Origin of the sequence: Vibrio cionasavignyae (assembly GCF_050337155.1) — a bacterium.
In the GTDB taxonomy this organism is placed as follows: domain Bacteria; phylum Pseudomonadota; class Gammaproteobacteria; order Enterobacterales; family Vibrionaceae; genus Vibrio; species Vibrio nomapromontoriensis.
On record NZ_JAKJSR010000009.1, the window covers coordinates 185,623 to 204,113 of the forward strand.

At 46.0% G+C, this 18,491-nt stretch carries 16 protein-coding genes and 1 other RNA gene; 16 read left to right on the forward strand and 1 reads right to left on the reverse strand.

What is annotated here, in order from left to right; translation table 11 throughout:
* The first annotated feature begins 6 nt into the window (after window positions 1–6).
* The 16 genes from rsmI to lpxC all read left to right on the forward strand — a co-directional run bounded on the left by rsmI (window position 7) and on the right by lpxC (window position 18,248).
* The gene (rsmI, locus tag L4D74_RS01480; RefSeq protein WP_265673666.1) at window positions 7–870 is read left to right on the forward strand and encodes a 16S rRNA (cytidine(1402)-2'-O)-methyltransferase; all 864 of its coding nucleotides are present in this window, start codon (window positions 7–9) and stop codon (window positions 868–870) included.
* Between the two features lie 30 nt (window positions 871–900).
* Window positions 901–1,307, forward strand: an RNA gene (gene rnpB, locus L4D74_RS01485) — RNase P RNA component class A.
* Window positions 1,308–1,459: 152 nt separating this feature from the next.
* A complete protein-coding gene (gene rsmH, locus L4D74_RS01490) occupies window positions 1,460–2,410 on the forward strand; it encodes a 16S rRNA (cytosine(1402)-N(4))-methyltransferase RsmH (protein WP_428750395.1) in 951 nt (316 codons plus the stop codon).
* A gap of 11 nt (window positions 2,411–2,421) precedes the next feature.
* Window positions 2,422–2,742: a cell division protein FtsL gene (gene ftsL, locus L4D74_RS01495; protein ID WP_250615755.1), complete on the forward strand. Its 321-nt coding sequence runs from the start codon at window positions 2,422–2,424 to the stop codon at window positions 2,740–2,742.
* Window positions 2,739–4,469 carry a penicillin-binding transpeptidase domain-containing protein gene (locus L4D74_RS01500; RefSeq protein ID WP_265673668.1) on the forward strand — a complete coding sequence of 577 codons (1,731 nt, stop codon included), beginning with the start codon at window positions 2,739–2,741 and terminating at the stop codon, window positions 4,467–4,469. The genes ftsL and L4D74_RS01500 overlap by 4 nt, the downstream gene beginning before the upstream one ends.
* 15 nt (window positions 4,470–4,484) lie before the next feature.
* Window positions 4,485–5,969: a UDP-N-acetylmuramoyl-L-alanyl-D-glutamate--2,6-diaminopimelate ligase gene (gene murE / locus L4D74_RS01505; protein ID WP_428750396.1), complete on the forward strand. Its 1,485-nt coding sequence runs from the start codon at window positions 4,485–4,487 to the stop codon at window positions 5,967–5,969.
* A complete protein-coding gene (locus L4D74_RS01510; protein WP_428750397.1) occupies window positions 5,966–7,327 on the forward strand; it encodes a UDP-N-acetylmuramoyl-tripeptide--D-alanyl-D-alanine ligase in 1,362 nt (453 codons plus the stop codon). Before murE ends, L4D74_RS01510 begins: the two co-directional genes overlap by 4 nt.
* Window positions 7,324–8,406: a phospho-N-acetylmuramoyl-pentapeptide-transferase gene (mraY, locus tag L4D74_RS01515; protein ID WP_250615751.1), complete on the forward strand. Its 1,083-nt coding sequence runs from the start codon at window positions 7,324–7,326 to the stop codon at window positions 8,404–8,406. Before L4D74_RS01510 ends, mraY begins: the two co-directional genes overlap by 4 nt.
* 21 nt (window positions 8,407–8,427) lie before the next feature.
* Window positions 8,428–9,762: a UDP-N-acetylmuramoyl-L-alanine--D-glutamate ligase gene (murD, locus tag L4D74_RS01520; RefSeq protein ID WP_428750398.1), complete on the forward strand. Its 1,335-nt coding sequence runs from the start codon at window positions 8,428–8,430 to the stop codon at window positions 9,760–9,762.
* A gap of 16 nt (window positions 9,763–9,778) precedes the next feature.
* A complete protein-coding gene (ftsW, locus tag L4D74_RS01525) occupies window positions 9,779–10,999 on the forward strand; it encodes a cell division protein FtsW (protein ID WP_428750399.1) in 1,221 nt (406 codons plus the stop codon).
* Complete coding sequence (gene murG / locus L4D74_RS01530) at window positions 10,986–12,053, forward strand: undecaprenyldiphospho-muramoylpentapeptide beta-N-acetylglucosaminyltransferase (protein ID WP_428750400.1); 1,068 nt, start codon at window positions 10,986–10,988, stop codon at window positions 12,051–12,053. The genes ftsW and murG overlap by 14 nt, the downstream gene beginning before the upstream one ends.
* A 13-nt stretch (window positions 12,054–12,066) precedes the next feature.
* Window positions 12,067–13,533: a UDP-N-acetylmuramate--L-alanine ligase gene (murC, locus tag L4D74_RS01535; protein WP_265673674.1), complete on the forward strand. Its 1,467-nt coding sequence runs from the start codon at window positions 12,067–12,069 to the stop codon at window positions 13,531–13,533.
* 274 nt (window positions 13,534–13,807) lie between these two features.
* The gene (locus L4D74_RS01540; RefSeq protein WP_428750669.1) at window positions 13,808–14,578 is read left to right on the forward strand and encodes a cell division protein FtsQ/DivIB; all 771 of its coding nucleotides are present in this window, start codon (window positions 13,808–13,810) and stop codon (window positions 14,576–14,578) included.
* 137 nt (window positions 14,579–14,715) lie between these two features.
* Entirely contained in the window at window positions 14,716–15,978 is a 1,263-nt protein-coding gene (gene ftsA / locus L4D74_RS01545) for a cell division protein FtsA (RefSeq protein ID WP_265673675.1), read from the forward strand.
* A gap of 29 nt (window positions 15,979–16,007) precedes the next feature.
* Window positions 16,008–17,231: a cell division protein FtsZ gene (gene ftsZ / locus L4D74_RS01550; RefSeq protein ID WP_265673676.1), complete on the forward strand. Its 1,224-nt coding sequence runs from the start codon at window positions 16,008–16,010 to the stop codon at window positions 17,229–17,231.
* A gap of 99 nt (window positions 17,232–17,330) precedes the next feature.
* A complete protein-coding gene (lpxC, locus tag L4D74_RS01555) occupies window positions 17,331–18,248 on the forward strand; it encodes a UDP-3-O-acyl-N-acetylglucosamine deacetylase (protein WP_250615744.1) in 918 nt (305 codons plus the stop codon).
* A gap of 65 nt (window positions 18,249–18,313) precedes the next feature.
* On the opposite strand, the gene L4D74_RS01560 is transcribed toward lpxC, so the two are convergent.
* Window positions 18,314–18,481, reverse strand: coding sequence for a hypothetical protein (locus L4D74_RS01560; RefSeq protein ID WP_428750401.1), 168 nt, complete (start codon window positions 18,479–18,481; stop codon window positions 18,314–18,316).
* Window positions 18,482–18,491: the final 10 nt, after the last annotated feature.

The window sequence follows — 18,491 nt, forward strand, 5'->3', positions numbered from 1 at the left end:
AAACAAATGACAAGCAACAAAACCATTCATATCGAGCAACCAACGCTCTTTATTGTGCCAACTCCCATTGGGAACCTTGGTGATATTACACATAGGGCACTAGAGGTGTTGCATAGTGTGGATATTATTGCCGCTGAAGACACCAGACATACTGGTAAACTTCTTTCTCACTTCAATATACAAACTAGAACATTTGCGCTCCATGATCACAACGAGCAACAAAAAGCACAAGTTTTAGTTGAAAAATTGTTATCTGGCGAGTCCATTGCATTGGTCTCTGATGCTGGGACGCCATTAATCAGCGATCCAGGGTACCATCTTGTTTCGCAATGTCGTCAAGCTGGCGTTAATGTTGTGCCATTACCGGGTGCATGCGCAGTGATTACTGCGTTAAGTGCATCGGGTTTACCTTCTGACCGCTTTAGTTTTGAAGGCTTTTTGCCAGCAAAAAGTAAAGGACGTAAAGATAAGTTTTTAGAAATTGCGAAAGTTGAGCGTACCTGTATTTTCTATGAATCACCACATCGTATTACTGAATCTTTGGCAAATATGCTTGAAGTATTGGGGCCAGATCGTGAAGTGGTGCTGGCTCGTGAGCTAACAAAAACCTTTGAAACTATCCAAGGCTTGCCGCTGGGTGAACTGATTGAGTGGATTGCAGAAGACGATAACCGTAAACGTGGTGAGATGGTATTGCTTATACATGGCCATCGTGAAGCAGCGGTTGAAGGCTTACCTGATGAGGCGCTAAGAGCGTTAGGTATTTTAGTTAAAGAGCTGCCATTAAAGAAAGCCGCAGCGATGACGGCTGAGATTTATAACCTGAAAAAGAACGCACTTTACAAATGGGGACTAGAAAACCTTGAGTAATTGCTCGCGCTCCTATACAATCCGCGGCCTGAAGTTGACCAGATAGTCGCTGCTTCGTTGACGTCCCCTTGAGCTTGTCTTGGGGGAGACTGACGGAGGGGAGGAAAGTCCGGGCTCCACAGAGCAGGGTGCCAGGTAACGCCTGGGGGGCGCAAGCCCACGACAAGTGCAGCAGAGAGAAGACCGCCGATGGCTCTATTTCTTCGGAAAGAGCACAGGTAAGGCTGAAAGGGTGCGGTAAGAGCGCACCGGACGACTGGTAACAGTTCGTTGCAGGGTAAACTCCACCCGGAGCAAGACCAAATAGGCTTTCACATTGCGCGGCTCGCGTAAGGAAGCGGGTAGGTTGCTTGAGCCAGTGAGCGATTGCTGGCCTAGACGAATGGCTATCACCGCTTAGGCGGATACAGAACCCGGCTTATAGGTCAACTTCACCTTTTAAGAAAAACCCATTACAAATTGATTTTGTGATGGGTTTTTTGCTTTTTTATCACCTATCTTTACGTTAGGCTGAACTTAACCAGATGACGTTACTTCGTGAAATCAGTACACTTGTCATCTTTGCCCTAAGCAACTCTTGAGATCACCCATGAGCGAATCCTTTCAACACGTTTCAGTTTTACTGCATGAATCCATCGACGGCCTAGCCATTAAGCCTGACGGTATCTATATAGATGGCACGTTTGGTCGTGGTGGTCATAGTCGTCAAATTCTTTCACAATTAGGTGAAAATGGTCGCCTTTATAGTATCGACCGTGATCCCCAAGCAATTGAGGAAGCCGGTAAAATTGATGACCCTCGCTTTACCATCATCCATGGTCCATTTTCTGGGATGGCGGAATACGCAGAGCGTTATGATTTAGTTGGTAAAATTGATGGTGTATTGCTCGATCTTGGCGTGTCTTCGCCACAGCTTGATGATGCGGAACGTGGTTTTAGCTTCATGAAAGATGGGCCTCTAGATATGCGAATGGACCCAACGTCGGGTATGCCGGTATCTCAATGGTTAGCCGAAGCGGACTTGGATGATATTACTTGGGTTATTCGTGAGTTTGGCGAAGACAAACATGCTCGCCGCATCGCAAAAGCAATTGTGGCTCATCGTGAAGATGAAGAAAAAGAGCCGCTTACGCGCACTAGCCAGCTTGCTAAGTTAATTTCTGAAGCGGCCCCAAAAAGTTTTAAAGAGAAAAAACACCCTGCGACACGTAGTTTTCAAGCGTTTCGTATTTACATCAACAGCGAACTTGATGAAATCGATACCGCACTAAAAGGCGCAGCGAGTATTTTAGCGCCGGAAGGGCGTTTATCGGTGATCAGTTTTCACTCGTTAGAAGACCGTATGGTGAAGCACTTTATTCGTAAAGAGAGCCGAGGCCCACAAGTGCCTCATGGAATTCCGATGACAGAAGCTCAAATCCGTGCGTTGGGTAGTGCCAACCTCAAAGCGGTGGGTAAAGCGCTGAAACCGACTGATCAAGAAGTGGAAGTGAATACTCGCTCTAGAAGCTCAGTGCTTCGTGTTGCTGAAAAACTGTAACGGACAAGTGGATGTCTAACGAGCCTAAGCATAATCTTGCGAAAGTTATTTTTTTCGACCTTATTACGGTAGGTCGATTGCCTCTTATTGCGCTTATGCTTATTTTTGCGACGGCGATGGGAGTGGTGTTTGCCACTCACCATACCCGACAAGCCGTGAACGAAAAAGACATGGCTTTGCAAGAGCGCGAAAGATTGGATAATGAGTGGCGAAACTTATTGTTAGAAGAAAACGCCCTCTCTGAACATAGCCGTGTTCAAGCTATGGCTAAGCAAGAGCTTGATATGAAGCGTCCAGATGCAAGCAAGGAAGTAGTGGTTTCTCTCAAATGAAAGGCAAAAAAGTTAGCAACCCCACCAAGAAAAAGCCAACACCTCAACCTTCATCATCAACAATGATACCTTGGCGCTTTCGTACGGTTTTAGGCGCGGTCATTGTTATTTTTATCGCTCTACTGGCACGTATTGGCTATATCCAAGTGATCGAGCCTGATAACTTGATTAAGCAAGGGGATCTCCGTTCTGTCCGAGTCAAAGCCTTGCCATCAGCGCGTGGCATTATTTCCGACCGTAATGGTGAGCCACTTGCGGTGAGTGTGCCTGTTCAAGCGGTTTGGGCTGATCCTGCGACTATTTTTAAAGATGGTGGCTTTCAAGAAATTGATCGCTGGCATGCTCTTGCTGACGTTTTAGGGTTGGAGCGCCAAGGATTAATCACCAAGATTAACAAGAATAAATCACGCCGCTTTATCTATCTTCAGCGCCAAGTCAGCCCTGCGATGGCTAAGTATATAAAAGAACTCAAATTATCTGGGATTGGGCTAAAAGCGGAATCTCGCCGTTATTATCCGGCAGGGGAAGTGAGCTCTCATTTAGTGGGCGTGACAGGCATCGATGGTCATGGACTTGAAGGGGTCGAGCGCAGTTACGATAAATGGTTAACGGGTGAAGCCGGTAAGCGAATTATTCGTAAAGATCGCTATGGGCGTGTCGTTGAAAATATCTCCCTTGAAGAGCGTGAAGAAGGCAAACCATTAGAGTTAACGATTGACCAACGCCTACAGGCGATAGCGTATCGCGCCATTAAGCAAGCGGTCGCAGACTACCGTGCCACATCGGGTAGCGCGGTGATGATTGATGTTGAAACCGGCGCGGTGCTCGCGATGGTGAATGCCCCCTCTTATAACCCAAATAACCGTATGTCTCGCCAGTCATTTACCATGCGAAACCGCGTGATTACCGATTCGATGGAACCAGGCTCTACGGTGAAACCGTTTGTTGTGCTCGCGGCATTAGAAGCCGGTACCGCAGATGACAAAACGGTGATTGATACTGGCAACGGTATTATGCAAATTGGCGGTAGCCGAGTTCGGGATACGTCGAAGGTAGGGAAAGCGGACCTCGCGAAAATACTACAAAAGTCGAGCAACATCGGTGTGGCGAAATTGGCTTTAGATATGCCATTAGAAGCGCTACTGGGAATGTATAGCTCGATTGGCTTTGGGCAAGTATCTGGACTTAATCTTATTGGTGAGGCGTCGGGGATTTTTCCAAATCGCCGTCGTTGGTCTAAATTTGAAATTGCGACACTGGCGTTTGGTTATGGCATCTCTATTACGCCATTACAGTTGGCGCATGCATACGCCACGCTAGGCAATGCCGGTTTGTACCAACCAGTGCATATCATTGAAAACAATCAGCAAGATCTCTCCAAACAGGTCATGGAGCATGATAATGCTTTGCAAGTACTGCACTACCTTGAAGGGGTCACTAAGCCCGGTGGAACCGCCACCCGAGCGGCGGTTCCTGGGTATCGTGTTGCGGCTAAAACCGGGACATCGCGTAAGGCGAGTGCGGGCGGATACAGCGATGAATATGTCGCGTTAACCGCAGGGGTTGCCCCGGTCAGTCGGCCTAGAGTGTCATTGGTGGTTGTGATTAATGAACCGCAGGGTGATCAATACTACGGCGGCTCTGTCGCTGGACCTGTATTCTCAGAAATTATGAAAGGGGCGCTGCAGATTTTAAATGTTGCGCCTGATGAAAATCAGTTTCAATAAAAGTGAGCTATTTCTATGTTGACGTCTTTGACATTGACAGCGTTGCTTGAGCCTTGGCTCAAGGTCGACAATAAAACCCTTGATGCGATCAAGGTGACTAACCTTGAGCTGGATAGCCGTGTCATTACCCAAGGTGACACCTTCGTTGCCATTATTGGTCATGAAGTGGATGGTCGCCGGTTTATCGAGAAGGCCATTGCGGCGGGTGCCAGTAGTGTGATTGCTCAAGCCGATGAAGAAAGCCAGCATGGGCGAGTATCCGTAACAGGCTCTGTGCCGATTGTTTATCTTTATGGCTTAGACGGCTTTCTATCAACACTCGCAGCGCGTCTCTATCGTTACCAGCAAAATGTGATTGGGATTACTGGAACCAACGGCAAAACCACTATCACTCAGCTTATCGCTCAATGGATCGAATTACTTGGTCAGCGTGCAGCCGTCATGGGGACAACAGGCAATGGTTTTTTACAGCAGCTTGAAGTAGCAAAGAACACCACTGGAAATGCCATTGAAGTGCAAAAAAAATTGGCCTCTCTAGATGCACAAGGTGCGTCTTATACTGCGATGGAAGTCTCTTCCCATGGGTTAATTCAAGGTCGCGTCGGCGCTGTACCTTTTAAGTTAGGCATTTTTACCAACCTTAGCCGAGATCACTTGGACTATCACGGCACGATGGCGAGCTATGAAGCGGCGAAACAACAACTGTTTACTCAACATCACTGTGAACACGCGGTGATTAATGTTGATGATGAAGTAGGGTTACGCTGGCTTGAAGCTCGACCTGATGCGATAGCGGTTTCCGTTAATGGTCATCAAATAGGTAACCATGCACTGTGGGCAAGTCAGGTCAAATACAGTGAAAACGGTATTGAAATCGACTTTGACGGTTGCTTTGGTTCAGGTCAACTAAAGGCTCCTCTTATTGGCCAGTTTAATGCGTGTAATGTCATGCTGGCATTGGCGGCTTTGCTTCAGTTAGGTTTTGATAAGCAGCAGTTAATTGAATGTGCGCAAAACTTACAACCTGTTTTGGGGCGGATGGAGCTATTTCACGCCGTATCAAAACCGAAAGTTGTGGTTGATTACGCGCACACGCCAGATGCATTAGAAAAAGCGCTGCAAGCACTACGCGTTCACTGTGAAGGAAAACTTTGGGTGATTGTTGGGTGTGGTGGTGATCGTGATAAAGGTAAACGACCTCTCATGGCAAGCATTGCCGAGCAGCTCGCCGACCATGTCATTATCAGTGATGATAACCCTCGTAGTGAAGATCCAGCCGCCATTGTTGCTGATATGCTAGCGGGTGTGCAAAGTCCTGACTCTATCATGGTGCAGCATAGCCGATTTGATGCGGCTAAGCTTGCCGTCTCTAATGCTGGGATTGCCGATATTATTTTACTAGCGGGTAAAGGGCATGAGGATTATCAGGTTATAGGCCAAGAGTCTCGACACTACTCTGATCGTGAGTCGGCCGCGACTCTATTAGGGGTAGCGTTATGATCACACTTGCTTTATCTACGCTGGCGCAAGTTGTCGATGGGCGACTGATTGGTGAAGATACACAAATTGAACACGTCACGACCGACACACGAGCGATCGAAACTGGCGCGCTGTTTATTGCCTTAGTTGGTGAACGTTTTGATGCGCATGATTTTGTTGCTCAGGCCAAAGACAACGGAGCAACTGCCGTTATTGTCGAGCGAGTGCTCGACGTGGATATTGCGCAAATTATCGTTGAAGATTCATTGAAGGCTCTGGGTCAACTAGGTGAATATGTGCATCAAGGTTGTCACACTAAAACCGTGGCGATTACTGGTAGTTGCGGAAAAACAACCGTTAAAGAGATGGTGGCGAGCATTTTAAGTCAGCAGGGTCAGGTGCTATATACTGCTGGCAATTTTAACAATGATATTGGCGTGCCTTTGACGTTGTTAAGAAGCAGCAAAGATGATGATTTCGCAGTGATTGAAATGGGCGCAAATCATATTGGTGAAATAGCCTACACCACTCAACTTACCCATCCTGATATCGCGATAGTGAATAATGTCGCAGAAGCTCACCTTGAAGGTTTTGGCTCTCTAGATGGTGTAAAACAAGCCAAAGGTGAAATCTATCAAGGCTTGCAAGCCGGGGGCATTGCTTTAGTTAACCTTGATAGCCAAGGTGGGACAATGTGGCAAGAGGTTCTGCGTGATAAATGCGTGGTCACTTTTGCTCAGCAAAACTCTGACGCAGACTATTTTGCTTCTGACATAGCAATGTCATCGAAGGGGAGTTCCTCCTTTACACTGCATACTCCTGTTGGGCAAGTTGCGATTCAGCTTGGCTTAGTAGGGGCGCATAACGTGAGTAATGCGATTGCGGCGGCGGCACTTGCTGTGCAATGTGGTGGAACATTAGCGCATATTCAACTTGGATTGAAAACGTTGGATAAAGTGAAAGGACGTGTTGAGGTAGAAACACTCACCGATTCGATCACCTTGATTGACGATAGCTACAACGCCAGTGTGCCCGCGATGAAAGCCGCAGTAGACCTTCTTTCCCAGTTTGATGGAGAGCGCTGGTTGATTTTGGGCAACATGGCGGAATTGGGGCATGAAAGCCTTGCACTTCACAAAGAAGTCGGACAACATGCTGCACCTTTCGCTTTCGAGCATGTTTTAACCTATGGTGAAGATGCGAAAGTGATCAGTGACCTTTGCGGTGGACAGCATTTTCAAAGTCACGACACTATGCTTGATTATATTGGGCAACACCTATTATTACTAAATCAGACCTCTCACACCTTATTGGTGAAAGGGGCGAACAGTGCCGGTATGTTTAAAATAGCCACAGCACTGAAGGAGAACTTTACATGATTATTTGGCTTGCGGAGCTGCTTCAGCCATACTTTTCTTTTTTTCGTCTTTTTGAATACCTGTCATTTAGAGCCATTGTCAGTGTATTGACGGCGCTCGGTATATCCTTATGGATGGGCCCAAAAATGATCGCTAAATTGCAGATGCTGCAAATTGGTCAAGTGGTTCGTAACGAAGGCCCAGAATCTCACTTTAGCAAACGCGGTACACCGACAATGGGTGGCGTGATGATCCTGTTTGCTATCACTATAACCATCTTGCTTTGGTCTGATTTGAGTAACCCTTATGTATGGGCGGTTCTCTTTGTCCTGCTTGGCTATGGAGCTGTCGGCTTTGTCGATGATTACCGTAAAGTCGTCCGCAAAAACACCGATGGTTTGATTGCACGCTGGAAGTATTTTTGGCAATCAATGATTGCTTTAGTAGTGGCATTTGCCTTGTATGCTCACGGACAAGACACCGCCGCGACTCAACTAGTGGTCCCTTTCTTTAAAGATGTGATGCCGCAAATGGGACTGTTTTATATTGTATTCACTTACTTTGTTATTGTCGGTACCAGCAATGCGGTTAACTTGACCGACGGCTTAGATGGGTTAGCGATTATGCCAACGGTGTTGGTTGCCGCTGGCTTCGCTGTGATTGCTTGGGCAACAGGTAACGTGAATTTTGCAAACTATCTTCATATCCCTCATATTCCGTATACCTCTGAGTTAGTGGTGGTTTGTACCGCGATCGTTGGTGCAGGGCTTGGCTTTTTGTGGTTTAACACTTACCCGGCACAAGTATTTATGGGCGATGTGGGTTCACTGGCACTGGGCGGCGCGCTTGGTGTAATAGCGGTATTGGTTCGCCAAGAGTTCGTATTGGTGATCATGGGTGGTGTTTTTGTTATGGAAACCTTGTCGGTGATTTTGCAGGTAGGTTCTTACAAGCTACGTGGGCAGCGTATTTTCCGCATGGCGCCTATCCATCACCACTATGAGCTAAAAGGATGGCCAGAACCTCGTGTTATCGTACGCTTTTGGATTATCTCTATCGTTCTTGTTTTAATTGGCTTAGCCACGCTCAAAGTACGTTAAGTCAGGTTAGGGAAAGTAAGCATGGAACGTTGGCAAAACATTCACAATGTTGTTGTTGTAGGGCTCGGTATTACCGGGCTCTCAGTCGTTAATCACCTTCAAAAACTGCCACATACGCTTCGTATTCGCGTCATGGATTCTCGAACCCAAGCACCGGGTGCTGGTGAGTTACCTGATGGCGTGGAGTTGCATTGTGGAAGCTTTAATCAGCAGTGGTTAAATGAGGCTGACCTTGTGGTTTGCAATCCTGGTATTGCTCTAGCGACGCCCGAAATTGATGCGGCAAGACAGCTTGGTGTTCCCGTTGTGGGTGATATTGAACTATTTGCTTGGGCAAATACGAAACCAGTCATTGCCATTACCGGCTCTAACGGTAAAAGTACCGTGACTGATCTGACGGGCGCGCTAGCTAAAGCGACGGGATTATCGGTTGGTGTCGGCGGCAACATTGGCGTGCCAGCTTTAGACTTGCTTGCTATCGATGCGGATCTTTATGTATTGGAGTTATCGAGCTTTCAGTTGGAAACAACATCGAGTTTAAAGGTGACTGTCGCGGCATTTTTGAACTTATCAGAAGACCACATGGACAGATACCAAGGGATGGACGATTACGCGCAAGCGAAGCGCCGTATTTTCATGAATGCTGAATATGCCCTTGTTAATCGAGCGGAGCCGGAAACGTATCCTGATGAGTCGGCTAATACTTGCCAGATTGAGACGTTTGGTTTTGATAATCAGGCTTTTGGTATGTCGGAGGCACAAGGCACGACATGGTTAATGGATCATGGTGAGCCGATAGTCGACACAACACGCTTAAGTCTTGTGGGTAAACATAACTGGTCTAATGCGCTGGTGGCTTGTGCGTTACTTAAGCTTGCGGGCATTGATTATCGCCGTGCCATCGATACATTGACGCGCTACTCTGGTCTGAGCCATCGCTGTCAAGCGGTAGTAAAGAAACAAGGCGTCACGTGGGTCAACGACTCCAAGGCGACGAATGTGGCGAGTACGCTAGCAGCGTTATCGGGACTAACATTAGAGGGTAAACTATATCTTCTTGTTGGCGGCGAGGGTAAAGGCGCAGATTTCAGTGCTTTGGCTGAACCCTTATCTCAATTAAATGTCATGCTTTGCTGTTTTGGTCGTGATAAAGCTTGCTTTACCGAGCTTCACTCAAGCGCTCAACAATTTACCTCGCTTGATGACGCGATTGCTCATATTACGCCAATGCTTACCAAGGGTGATATGGTGATGCTTTCTCCAGCATGTGCAAGCTTTGATCAGTTTGCCAACTTTATGGCTCGTGGTGATCATTTTTCAGCACTGGCTTTGCAATACGCACCACAAGTTAGTTAATACGGACAGGTCGAGTATGTTTCATCAAGTTAAACAACGCACTTCAGATTGGTTATCTATGCCAGCACCGAAGGCGCTTTATGACCGACAGCTTGTCTGGTTAGCACTTGGTTTAATGATGATCGGCCTAGTGATGGTGACATCAGCGTCCTTTCCAATCAGTTCTCGCTTAACTGATCAGCCTTTCCACTTCATGTTTAGACATGCCATTTTTTTATGCTTAGCCATTGGTGTGTCATCGGTAGTGCTACAAGTGCCGGTCAAAAAGTGGTTTCAATACAGCTCTTATCTTTTAGCTATCTCCGTTTTTTTGCTCGTGGTGGTACTGGTCGCGGGCAAATCGGTGAATGGGGCTTCTCGCTGGATCCCGCTGGGACTGTTTAACTTGCAGCCAGCAGAAGTAGCAAAATTGTCGCTGTTTATTTTTATGTCAGGCTACTTGGTTCGTAAACAAGATGAGGTTCGACAGTCGTTCTTCGGGGGATTCATTAAACCCATTCTGGTATTCATGACATTGGCAGTGCTCTTATTGGGGCAACCTGACTTAGGCTCTGTTGTCGTGATGCTAGTGACACTGTTCGGGATGCTGTTTGTTGCCGGAGCAAAACTCTCTCACTTTATTGCGCTTTTTGTTGCTGGAGTAACGGCGGTCATAGGGCTTATTTTAGCTGAACCCTATCGTGTACGACGAGTGACGTCGTTCTTGGACCCTTGGGAAGACCCGTTTGGGAGTGGTTATCAACTGACTCAATCACTGATGGCATTTGGTCGTGGTAACTTGATGGGGCAAGGACTTGGTAACTCGGTGCAAAAATTGGAGTATTTACCAGAAGCGCATACCGATTTTGTTTTTGCCGTCCTGGCTGAAGAACTAGGCTATATCGGCGTAGTATTAGTCTTGATGTTAGTTTTTGGCTTGGTGATTAAAGCGCTATTTATTGGTAAGAGAGCCTTTGAAAAACAAGAACTTTTTGGCGGCTATCTATCTTTTGCTATTGGTATCTGGTTTGCATTTCAAACCCTTGTTAATGTGGGGGCTGCCGCTGGTATGGTGCCGACGAAAGGCTTAACACTACCGCTGATTAGTTACGGTGGTTCTAGTTTGATTATTATGTCAGTGGCGGTGTCAATTTTACTGAGAATTGACCACGAATGTCGTCTATTGCCGGATAGTGTAGAAGTTAAGAAACCGCAAAAAGAGCCAGAAGAAAAAGTAGTGAATAATGAAGAAAAATAAACGATTAATGGTGATGGCTGGTGGTACTGGCGGTCACGTTTTTCCTGGTCTCGCTGTTGCGACAAGACTTCAGGAGCAAGGGTGGGATATTCGCTGGCTTGGTACCGCAGACCGAATGGAAGCTGATCTTGTGCCAAAATATGGTATTGAAATCGATTTTATTAAGGTTAAAGGGCTACGTGGTCAGGGGATTGCGAAGCTTATCAAAGCGCCGTTCCAGATCTTTAGTGCGATTTTACAAGCCAGAGCTCACCTTAAGAACTGGCAGCCCGATGCGGTACTTGGTATGGGAGGATACGTCAGTGGTCCTGGGGGGATTGCCGCTTGGAGCCTAGGAATTCCGGTCGTATTACATGAACAAAATGGCGTAGCAGGCTTAACGAATAGCTGGTTATCAAAGATAGCTAAAAAAGTATTTCAAGCTTTTCCAGGTGCATTTCCCAATGCAGAAGTGGTCGGTAATCCGGTAAGACAAGATTTATTGAATATTGAACGGCCAGAAACACGCCTTGCGCAGCGAGAGGGCGATATTCGCATTCTTGTGATGGGTGGCAGCCAAGGTGCTCAGATTCTCAATAAGACGCTTCCTCCTGTATTGCAAGCGTTGGGGGGCGGTTACGAGGTCTACCATCAAGCGGGCAAAGGAAATCAAGAGTCGGTAAGTCGTGAGTATCAACAATGTGGTGTATCGAGTGCTACCGTTAGTGATTTTATTGATGACGTATCCGCCGCGTACCAATGGGCAGATCTAGTGGTATGCCGGTCAGGTGCCTTAACGGTGTCGGAGCTGGCCGCGGTTGGTGTTGGCGCTATTTTTGTACCATTTATGCATAAAGATAGACAACAAGCGCTTAATGGCGATCATCTTGTGAATAGTGGTGCAGCGTATATGATTGAGCAACCCGATTTAACGGTGGACGCTCTCGCAGAACAAATTCGCGTTTTAGATCGAGCGCAGTTAGAGAGTTTGGCGATAAATGCTCGAAAAGCCGCTAAACTTGACGCAGATACGCGTGTAGCCAACGAAATTATAGAATTAACAAATTTAGATTAATGAGACGTTTTTAATGACACAGCAGCACAAACAAGATTTAGCACAAATTCGTGCTTTAGTACCGGAAATGCGACGAGTGAAAACCATTCACTTCGTTGGTATCGGTGGCGCAGGAATGAGTGGGATTGCCGAGGTATTGCTCAACGAGGGGTATCAAATTACCGGCTCTGACCTTGGAAGTAATGCCGTGACCGAACGCTTGCTGGAGAAAGGCGCAACGATCTACCTTGGACATCAAGCAAGCAATATCGATCAGGCGAGTGTTGTTGTTGTATCAACGGCTATTAATGCCGATAACCCTGAGTTGATGGCGGCAAAAGAGTTGCGTATACCGGTAGTGCAGCGCGCTGAAATGTTGGCCGAGCTTATGCGTTTCCGCCATGGTATTGCAGTAGCAGGGACGCATGGTAAAACGACAACCACGGCCTTAGTGACACAGATCTATTCTGAAGCAGGTATGGATCCGACGTTTGTGAATGGTGGTTTAGTGAAAAGCGCTGGTACCAATGCACGCCTTGGATCAAGCCGTATTTTGATTGCGGAAGCCGATGAGAGTGATGCGTCTTTCCTTCACCTTCAGCCAATGGTCAGTATTGTCACTAATATTGAAGCTGACCACATGGATACCTACGGTGGAGATTTTGATACGTTGAAACAGACGTTTATCGATTTTCTGCATAATTTGCCATTTTATGGTCAAGCGGTGGTATGTGTCGATGATCCCGTCGTGCGAGAGCTCATTCCTCGTATTAGCCGCCAAGTGATTACTTACGGTTTTTCTGATGATGCCGACGTTCGTATTGAAAATTACCGTCAGGAAGGGCAGCAAGGTAAGTTTACTGTTGTCAGAAAAGACCGAGATAACCTAGATATTACGCTCAATATACCTGGTGAACATAATGCTCTGAACGCATCCGCGGCGATTGCGGTTGCAACGGAAGATAATATTTCTGACGAGGCGATAGTCAAAGCTATGTTGGGTACTGAAGGGACGGGTCGTCGCTTTGAGCACTTGGGTGAATTTGATACCGGTAATGGCAATGTCATGTTAGTGGATGACTATGGGCACCACCCTACAGAAGTTGACGTGACCATTAAAGCGGCACGCAATGGCTGGAGTGATAAGCGCCTTGTCATGGTATTTCAACCCCACCGTTACAGCCGGACTCGTGACTTGTATGAAGACTTTGCCAATGTACTGGAGCAGGTCGATGTATTAGTGATGTTGGATGTATATTCTGCGGGCGAAGCGCCAATTGTTGGTGCCGATGGGCGAGCCCTGTGTCGGACTATACGTACGCGAGGGAAACTAGATCCTGTTTTTGTTCCAGAAATTAACAGTTTACCCTCAGTTTTATCTAATCTCTTGCAAGATGGAGACTTAGTGCTGACGCAAGGTGCTGGTGATATCGGTAAAGTAGCTAAACAATTACAAGCGATGGAGCTAAGCATCAAAACGATGCAAAATAGCGATTGCTAGTTATTGTGTATTCTATCAAATAAAAGTACGCTGTACGGCTTGGTTTTAACTTATAAAGTTGCCCAAGCCGATTTTTTACGGATTTCCTACTCAAATCATCAGATTTATGTGGTTCAGTGTTTGATAGTTTGATATTCGTTAGTATAATCCTAAGGTTATAGACAATAGAATAGACGCTTACTCCGCAATCTTAAAAGGTGAAGGGAATAATTAGGGACCAATAGGTTTGACAGAAGCTTCTGCGAGCAGCGCAACATACAAAAAACCAGCCACTTTGCTAAAGCAACCCGTCACGTTGTTGAAGCAAAATCGTTTAGGCTTGGCATTTTTGTTTATTGTCATTATTGCTATCGGCTCTATGCTCTACGCCACAATAAGTTGGATGTGGGACGATCAACGACTTCCTTTGTCTAAAATTGTATTACAAGGTGAACTGACTCACGTGTCGGCAAAAGACGTGCAAGATGCGTTTGCTCACCTTGATCATATAGGTACATTCATGTCTCAGGACATTAATGTATTGCAAGCCAGTGTTGAGAATATCGAGTGGGTATCTCAAGCTTCCGTAAGAAAGCAGTGGCCAGATACTGTGAAAGTATTCTTAACGGAATATCAAGCCAGTGCTATTTGGAATGGTATTGAAATGCTGGATGCTTCCGGTGTGATCTTTAATGGCGATGTTTCGCAAATTGAAGAAGAAAAAGTGAAACTGTATGGGCCGGCAGGAACACAGCTCAAAGTGTTGAACGCTTATAGAGAAAGTAATAAAAAATTGTCGCCATTAGGGCTATCGATTTCATCTTTAGTATTAAATGAGCGCCGTGCTTGGCAGGTAATTTTAGATAATGGAATTCGAGTCGAGCTAGGTAAAGATGCACTGAACGACCGTTTGCAACGATTTATTTTCTTATATCAACGACTCGGTGAGAAGGTATCTCAAGTGAGTTATATTGATTTACGATACGATACAGGTGCGGCTGTGGGTTGGTTTCCTGATGCTGAAGTGATGGAAAGCAATGGTAGCACCAAGAATATAGCAAGTTAACGACTGACATTATGTATCGATATTTTGAGTGTTGATACATAAATTCAGTCTTGCGATTAAGTCTCTTCATCCGTGAAATTATTGATCTGGTGGAGAAGCTTAAATGGTAATTGAAACTTTACAATAAGAGAGTACAGATGACTAAGACCATGGATGACAATTTAATTGTCGGTCTTGATATAGGCACTGCTACCGTGTCGGCCTTGGTAGGAGAGATTTTACCAGACGGTCAGGTGAATATTATTGGTGCTGGATCCAGTCCATCTAGAGGGATGGATAAGGGTGGCGTCAACGATCTTGAGTCCGTCGTTAAGTCAGTCCAGCGTGCGATTGATCAAGCCGAATTAATGGCTGAATGTAAGATCACCAATGTCTTTATCTCTCTGTCAGGTCGTCATATTGCCAGCCGTATCGAAAAAGGTATGGGAACCATTTCTGAAGAAGAAGTGTCACAAGATGATATGGACCGAGCGATTCATACCGCTAAATCTATAAAAATTGGTGATGAACAACGTATTCTGCATGTAATTCCGCAAGAATTTACCATAGACTATCAAGAAGGCATAAAAAACCCTCTCGGTTTATCCGGTGTTCGAATGGAGGTCAGTGTCCATTTGATTTCTTGCCATAACGATATGGCACGGAATATCATTAAGGCAGTAGAGCGTTGTGACTTAAAAGTCGAGCAGCTTGTTTTTTCTGGTTTGGCATCAAGTAATGCTGTCATCACTGAAGATGAGCGTGAGCTTGGCGTTTGTGTGGTTGATATCGGTGCTGGCACGATGGATGTGTCTATCTGGACTGGCGGAGCGTTACGACACACAGAAGTGTTTTCATACGCAGGTAACGCTGTGACTAGTGATATCGCGTTTGCGTTCGGCACACCATTAAGTGATGCTGAAGAGATTAAAGTTAAACACGGCTGTGCATTAAGTGAGTTGGTCAGTAAAGACGACACAGTTAATGTCCCAAGTGTTGGTGGACGTCCTTCTCGTAGTTTACAGCGTCAAACGCTGGCGGAAGTGATTGAACCACGCTATACAGAGTTAATGGGGTTGGTAAATCAGACCATTGATAATGTACAGGTTAAATTAAGAGAGAGTGGTGTTAAACATCATCTCGCTGCCGGAGTCGTCTTAACAGGTGGCGCCGCGCAAATTGAAGGGGTTGTTGAATGCGCAGAACGTGTTTTTCGCAACCAGGTCCGTGTTGGCAAACCTCTCGAGGTTAGTGGCCTTACGGACTACGTTAAAGAGCCGTATCATTCGACGGCTGTAGGATTACTTCATTACGCAAGAGATAGTCAGATTAATGACGACAATGATTATAACGAACCAAAACGTCAATCGGTGTCGACACTATTCGGAAAATTGCGTAATTGGATACAAAAAGAGTTTTAACCTGAGTTGCAGGGAAACGGAGATAACAAATGTTTGAACCGATGATGGAAATGTCTGACGAAGCGGTAATCAAGGTAGTTGGAGTTGGCGGTGGCGGTGGTAACGCTGTTGAACACATGGTGCGCGAATCAATCGAAGGGGTTGATTTCATCAGTGTAAATACAGACGCACAAGCGCTTCGCAAAACGAGTATTAACCACGTCATTCAAATTGGTGGTGATATCACAAAAGGCTTGGGTGCGGGTGCAAACCCACAAGTTGGACGTGATGCAGCTCTAGAAGATAAAGAAAGAATTAAAGAAAGCATTACTGGCGCCGATATGGTGTTTATCGCAGCAGGTATGGGCGGTGGCACGGGTACTGGTGCGGCGCCTGTGATTGCTGAAGTGGCGAAAGAACTGGGCATCTTAACCGTTGCCGTAGTAACGAAACCATTTAGCTTTGAAGGTAAAAAACGGTTGGCGTTTGCTGAGCAAGGAATTGAAGAGCTTTCTAAGCATGTTGATTCTTTGATTACAATCCCGAACGAAAAGCTTCTCAAAGTGCTAGGTCGCGGTGTGACTTTACTTGAAGCCTTTGCAAGTGCGAACGACGTACTTAAAAACGCGGTTCAAGGTATTGCTGAGTTGATTACTCGCCCTGGTATGATTAACGTCGATTTCGCCGATGTCCGTACCGTGATGTCTGAAATGGGACATGCAATGATGGGTAGTGGTGTCGCTAAAGGTGAAGACCGAGCGGAAGAGGCGGCTGAAATGGCCATTTCTAGCCCACTTCTTGAAGACATCGATCTTGCTGGTGCTCGTGGTGTTCTTGTGAACATTACTGCTGGTCTAGACATGCGCTTGGACGAGTTTGAAACGGTTGGTAACACGGTTAAGGCATTTGCTTCTGATAATGCAACGGTTGTTATTGGTACGTCTCTTGACCCAGATATGAGCGATGAAATTCGAGTAACGGTTGTTGCTACAGGTATTGGCAATGAACGTAAACCTGATATTACTTTAGTTGCTGGTGGTAAAGCCCCCGTTGCAACTGCTCAGCCACAGTCGGCACCACAAACTCAAGCTGCGAAAGTAGAAGAGAAAGTGGCACCAAATGTGCATGTAAATACTCAGAAGCCAGAGGTTAAACAGCAACCTGCACCATCGGCAAGCGCGCCGGCGAGTTCAGCAAACAACGCTGTACCAAAACCTGAAAAGGAAAATGGCTACTTAGATATTCCAGCATTTTTGCGTCGTCAAGCGGACTAACAAATCCGCTTGAATTTGACATAGCTCAAAATTCTGGTAGGATTCGCGGTTGCTTACATTATCAACAGTGATATGTAACGTAGATTAAGAGGTTTGCAGATGATCAAACAACGTACGCTGAAAGAAATAGTGACTACAGTGGGGGTGGGACTCCACTCTGGCCGTAAAGTAACACTAACTCTACGACCAGCTGCGGCCAACACCGGTGTTATTTACCGTCGTACCGACGTAAATCCTCCCGTGGATTTCCCTGCAGACCCGTTGTCAGTGCGTGATACCATGCTTTGTACCGCACTGGTTAATGATGAAGGTATTCGTATCTCTACCGTTGAGCACCTTAGTGCTGCGTTAGCGGGTATGGGTATCGATAACATTATTGTTGAAGTTGATGCGCCTGAGATTCCAATTATGGATGGCAGTGCAAGTCCGTTTGTTTACCTGCTTCAACAAGCTGGTATCGAAGTGCAGAGTGCACCGAAGCGTTTCATCCGCATTAAAAAGCCAGTGCGCTTTGAGGATGAAGACAAATGGGCAGAACTTCGCCCATACAACGGCTTCCGTATGGATTTTGAAATTGAGTTTAATCACCCTGCTATCGATTCAGATGAGCAGCGACTGAAGTTTGATTTCTCATCTCAAGGTTTTGTGAAAGAAATTTCACGCGCTCGTACTTTTGGCTTTATGCGTGATATTGAGTACCTTCAATCTCAAAATCTATGTCTAGGCGGTAGCTTTAACTGCGCCATCGTACTTGATGAGTACCGCATCTTGAATGAAGAAGGTCTTCGTTTTGAGAATGAATTTGTGACTCATAAAGTACTGGATGCAATTGGTGACTTGTACATGGCAGGGCATGCCATTGTTGGTGAGTTCTCTGCTTATAAGTCAGGGCATGGTCTCAATAACCAATTATTGCGCGCAGTTTTAGCGGATCAGGAAGCTTGGGAATGGGCAACATTCGAAGAAGAAGTCGGCTCTCCTGTTGCCTTTGCTGACCCAGCGATGGTTCTAGCGTAAAAAGAATTTGAATGAAGAATCAGGCCTAGTGCCTGATTTTTTTTGTTTAGGTTTTCTCACTTCTTCTATTTCTCTCCATAAATGACATTACCAAGCTTTCTTGCCTGTTGATCAATAACCACGGCAAACTCTTGCCCTTTGTAAGCCTGTTTTTCGCAAACCTCTATTCGATATTGTCGTACTCTGGCGTTTTGTAGGTGACTCAGATGGGGCAGGGGAAAGTATTGCTGCATGTTTAGATTG

What these genes read in the sequence shown, in the direction of transcription:
- rsmI (WP_265673666.1), top strand. Translation starts at nt 7, where the DNA reads ATGACAAGCAACAAAACCATTCATATCGAGCAACCAACGCTCTTTATT.
- rsmH (WP_428750395.1), top strand. Translation starts at nt 1,460, where the DNA reads ATGAGCGAATCCTTTCAACACGTTTCAGTTTTACTGCATGAATCCATC.
- ftsL (WP_250615755.1), top strand. Translation starts at nt 2,422, where the DNA reads ATGTCTAACGAGCCTAAGCATAATCTTGCGAAAGTTATTTTTTTCGAC.
- L4D74_RS01500 (WP_265673668.1), top strand. Translation starts at nt 2,739, where the DNA reads ATGAAAGGCAAAAAAGTTAGCAACCCCACCAAGAAAAAGCCAACACCT.
- murE (WP_428750396.1), top strand. Translation starts at nt 4,485, where the DNA reads ATGTTGACGTCTTTGACATTGACAGCGTTGCTTGAGCCTTGGCTCAAG.
- L4D74_RS01510 (WP_428750397.1), top strand. Translation starts at nt 5,966, where the DNA reads ATGATCACACTTGCTTTATCTACGCTGGCGCAAGTTGTCGATGGGCGA.
- mraY (WP_250615751.1), top strand. Translation starts at nt 7,324, where the DNA reads ATGATTATTTGGCTTGCGGAGCTGCTTCAGCCATACTTTTCTTTTTTT.
- murD (WP_428750398.1), top strand. Translation starts at nt 8,428, where the DNA reads ATGGAACGTTGGCAAAACATTCACAATGTTGTTGTTGTAGGGCTCGGT.
- ftsW (WP_428750399.1), top strand. Translation starts at nt 9,779, where the DNA reads ATGTTTCATCAAGTTAAACAACGCACTTCAGATTGGTTATCTATGCCA.
- murG (WP_428750400.1), top strand. Translation starts at nt 10,986, where the DNA reads ATGAAGAAAAATAAACGATTAATGGTGATGGCTGGTGGTACTGGCGGT.
- murC (WP_265673674.1), top strand. Translation starts at nt 12,067, where the DNA reads ATGACACAGCAGCACAAACAAGATTTAGCACAAATTCGTGCTTTAGTA.
- ftsA (WP_265673675.1), top strand. Translation starts at nt 14,716, where the DNA reads ATGACTAAGACCATGGATGACAATTTAATTGTCGGTCTTGATATAGGC.
- ftsZ (WP_265673676.1), top strand. Translation starts at nt 16,008, where the DNA reads ATGTTTGAACCGATGATGGAAATGTCTGACGAAGCGGTAATCAAGGTA.
- lpxC (WP_250615744.1), top strand. Translation starts at nt 17,331, where the DNA reads ATGATCAAACAACGTACGCTGAAAGAAATAGTGACTACAGTGGGGGTG.
- L4D74_RS01560 (WP_428750401.1), bottom strand. Translation starts at nt 18,481, where the DNA reads ATGCAGCAATACTTTCCCCTGCCCCATCTGAGTCACCTACAAAACGCC.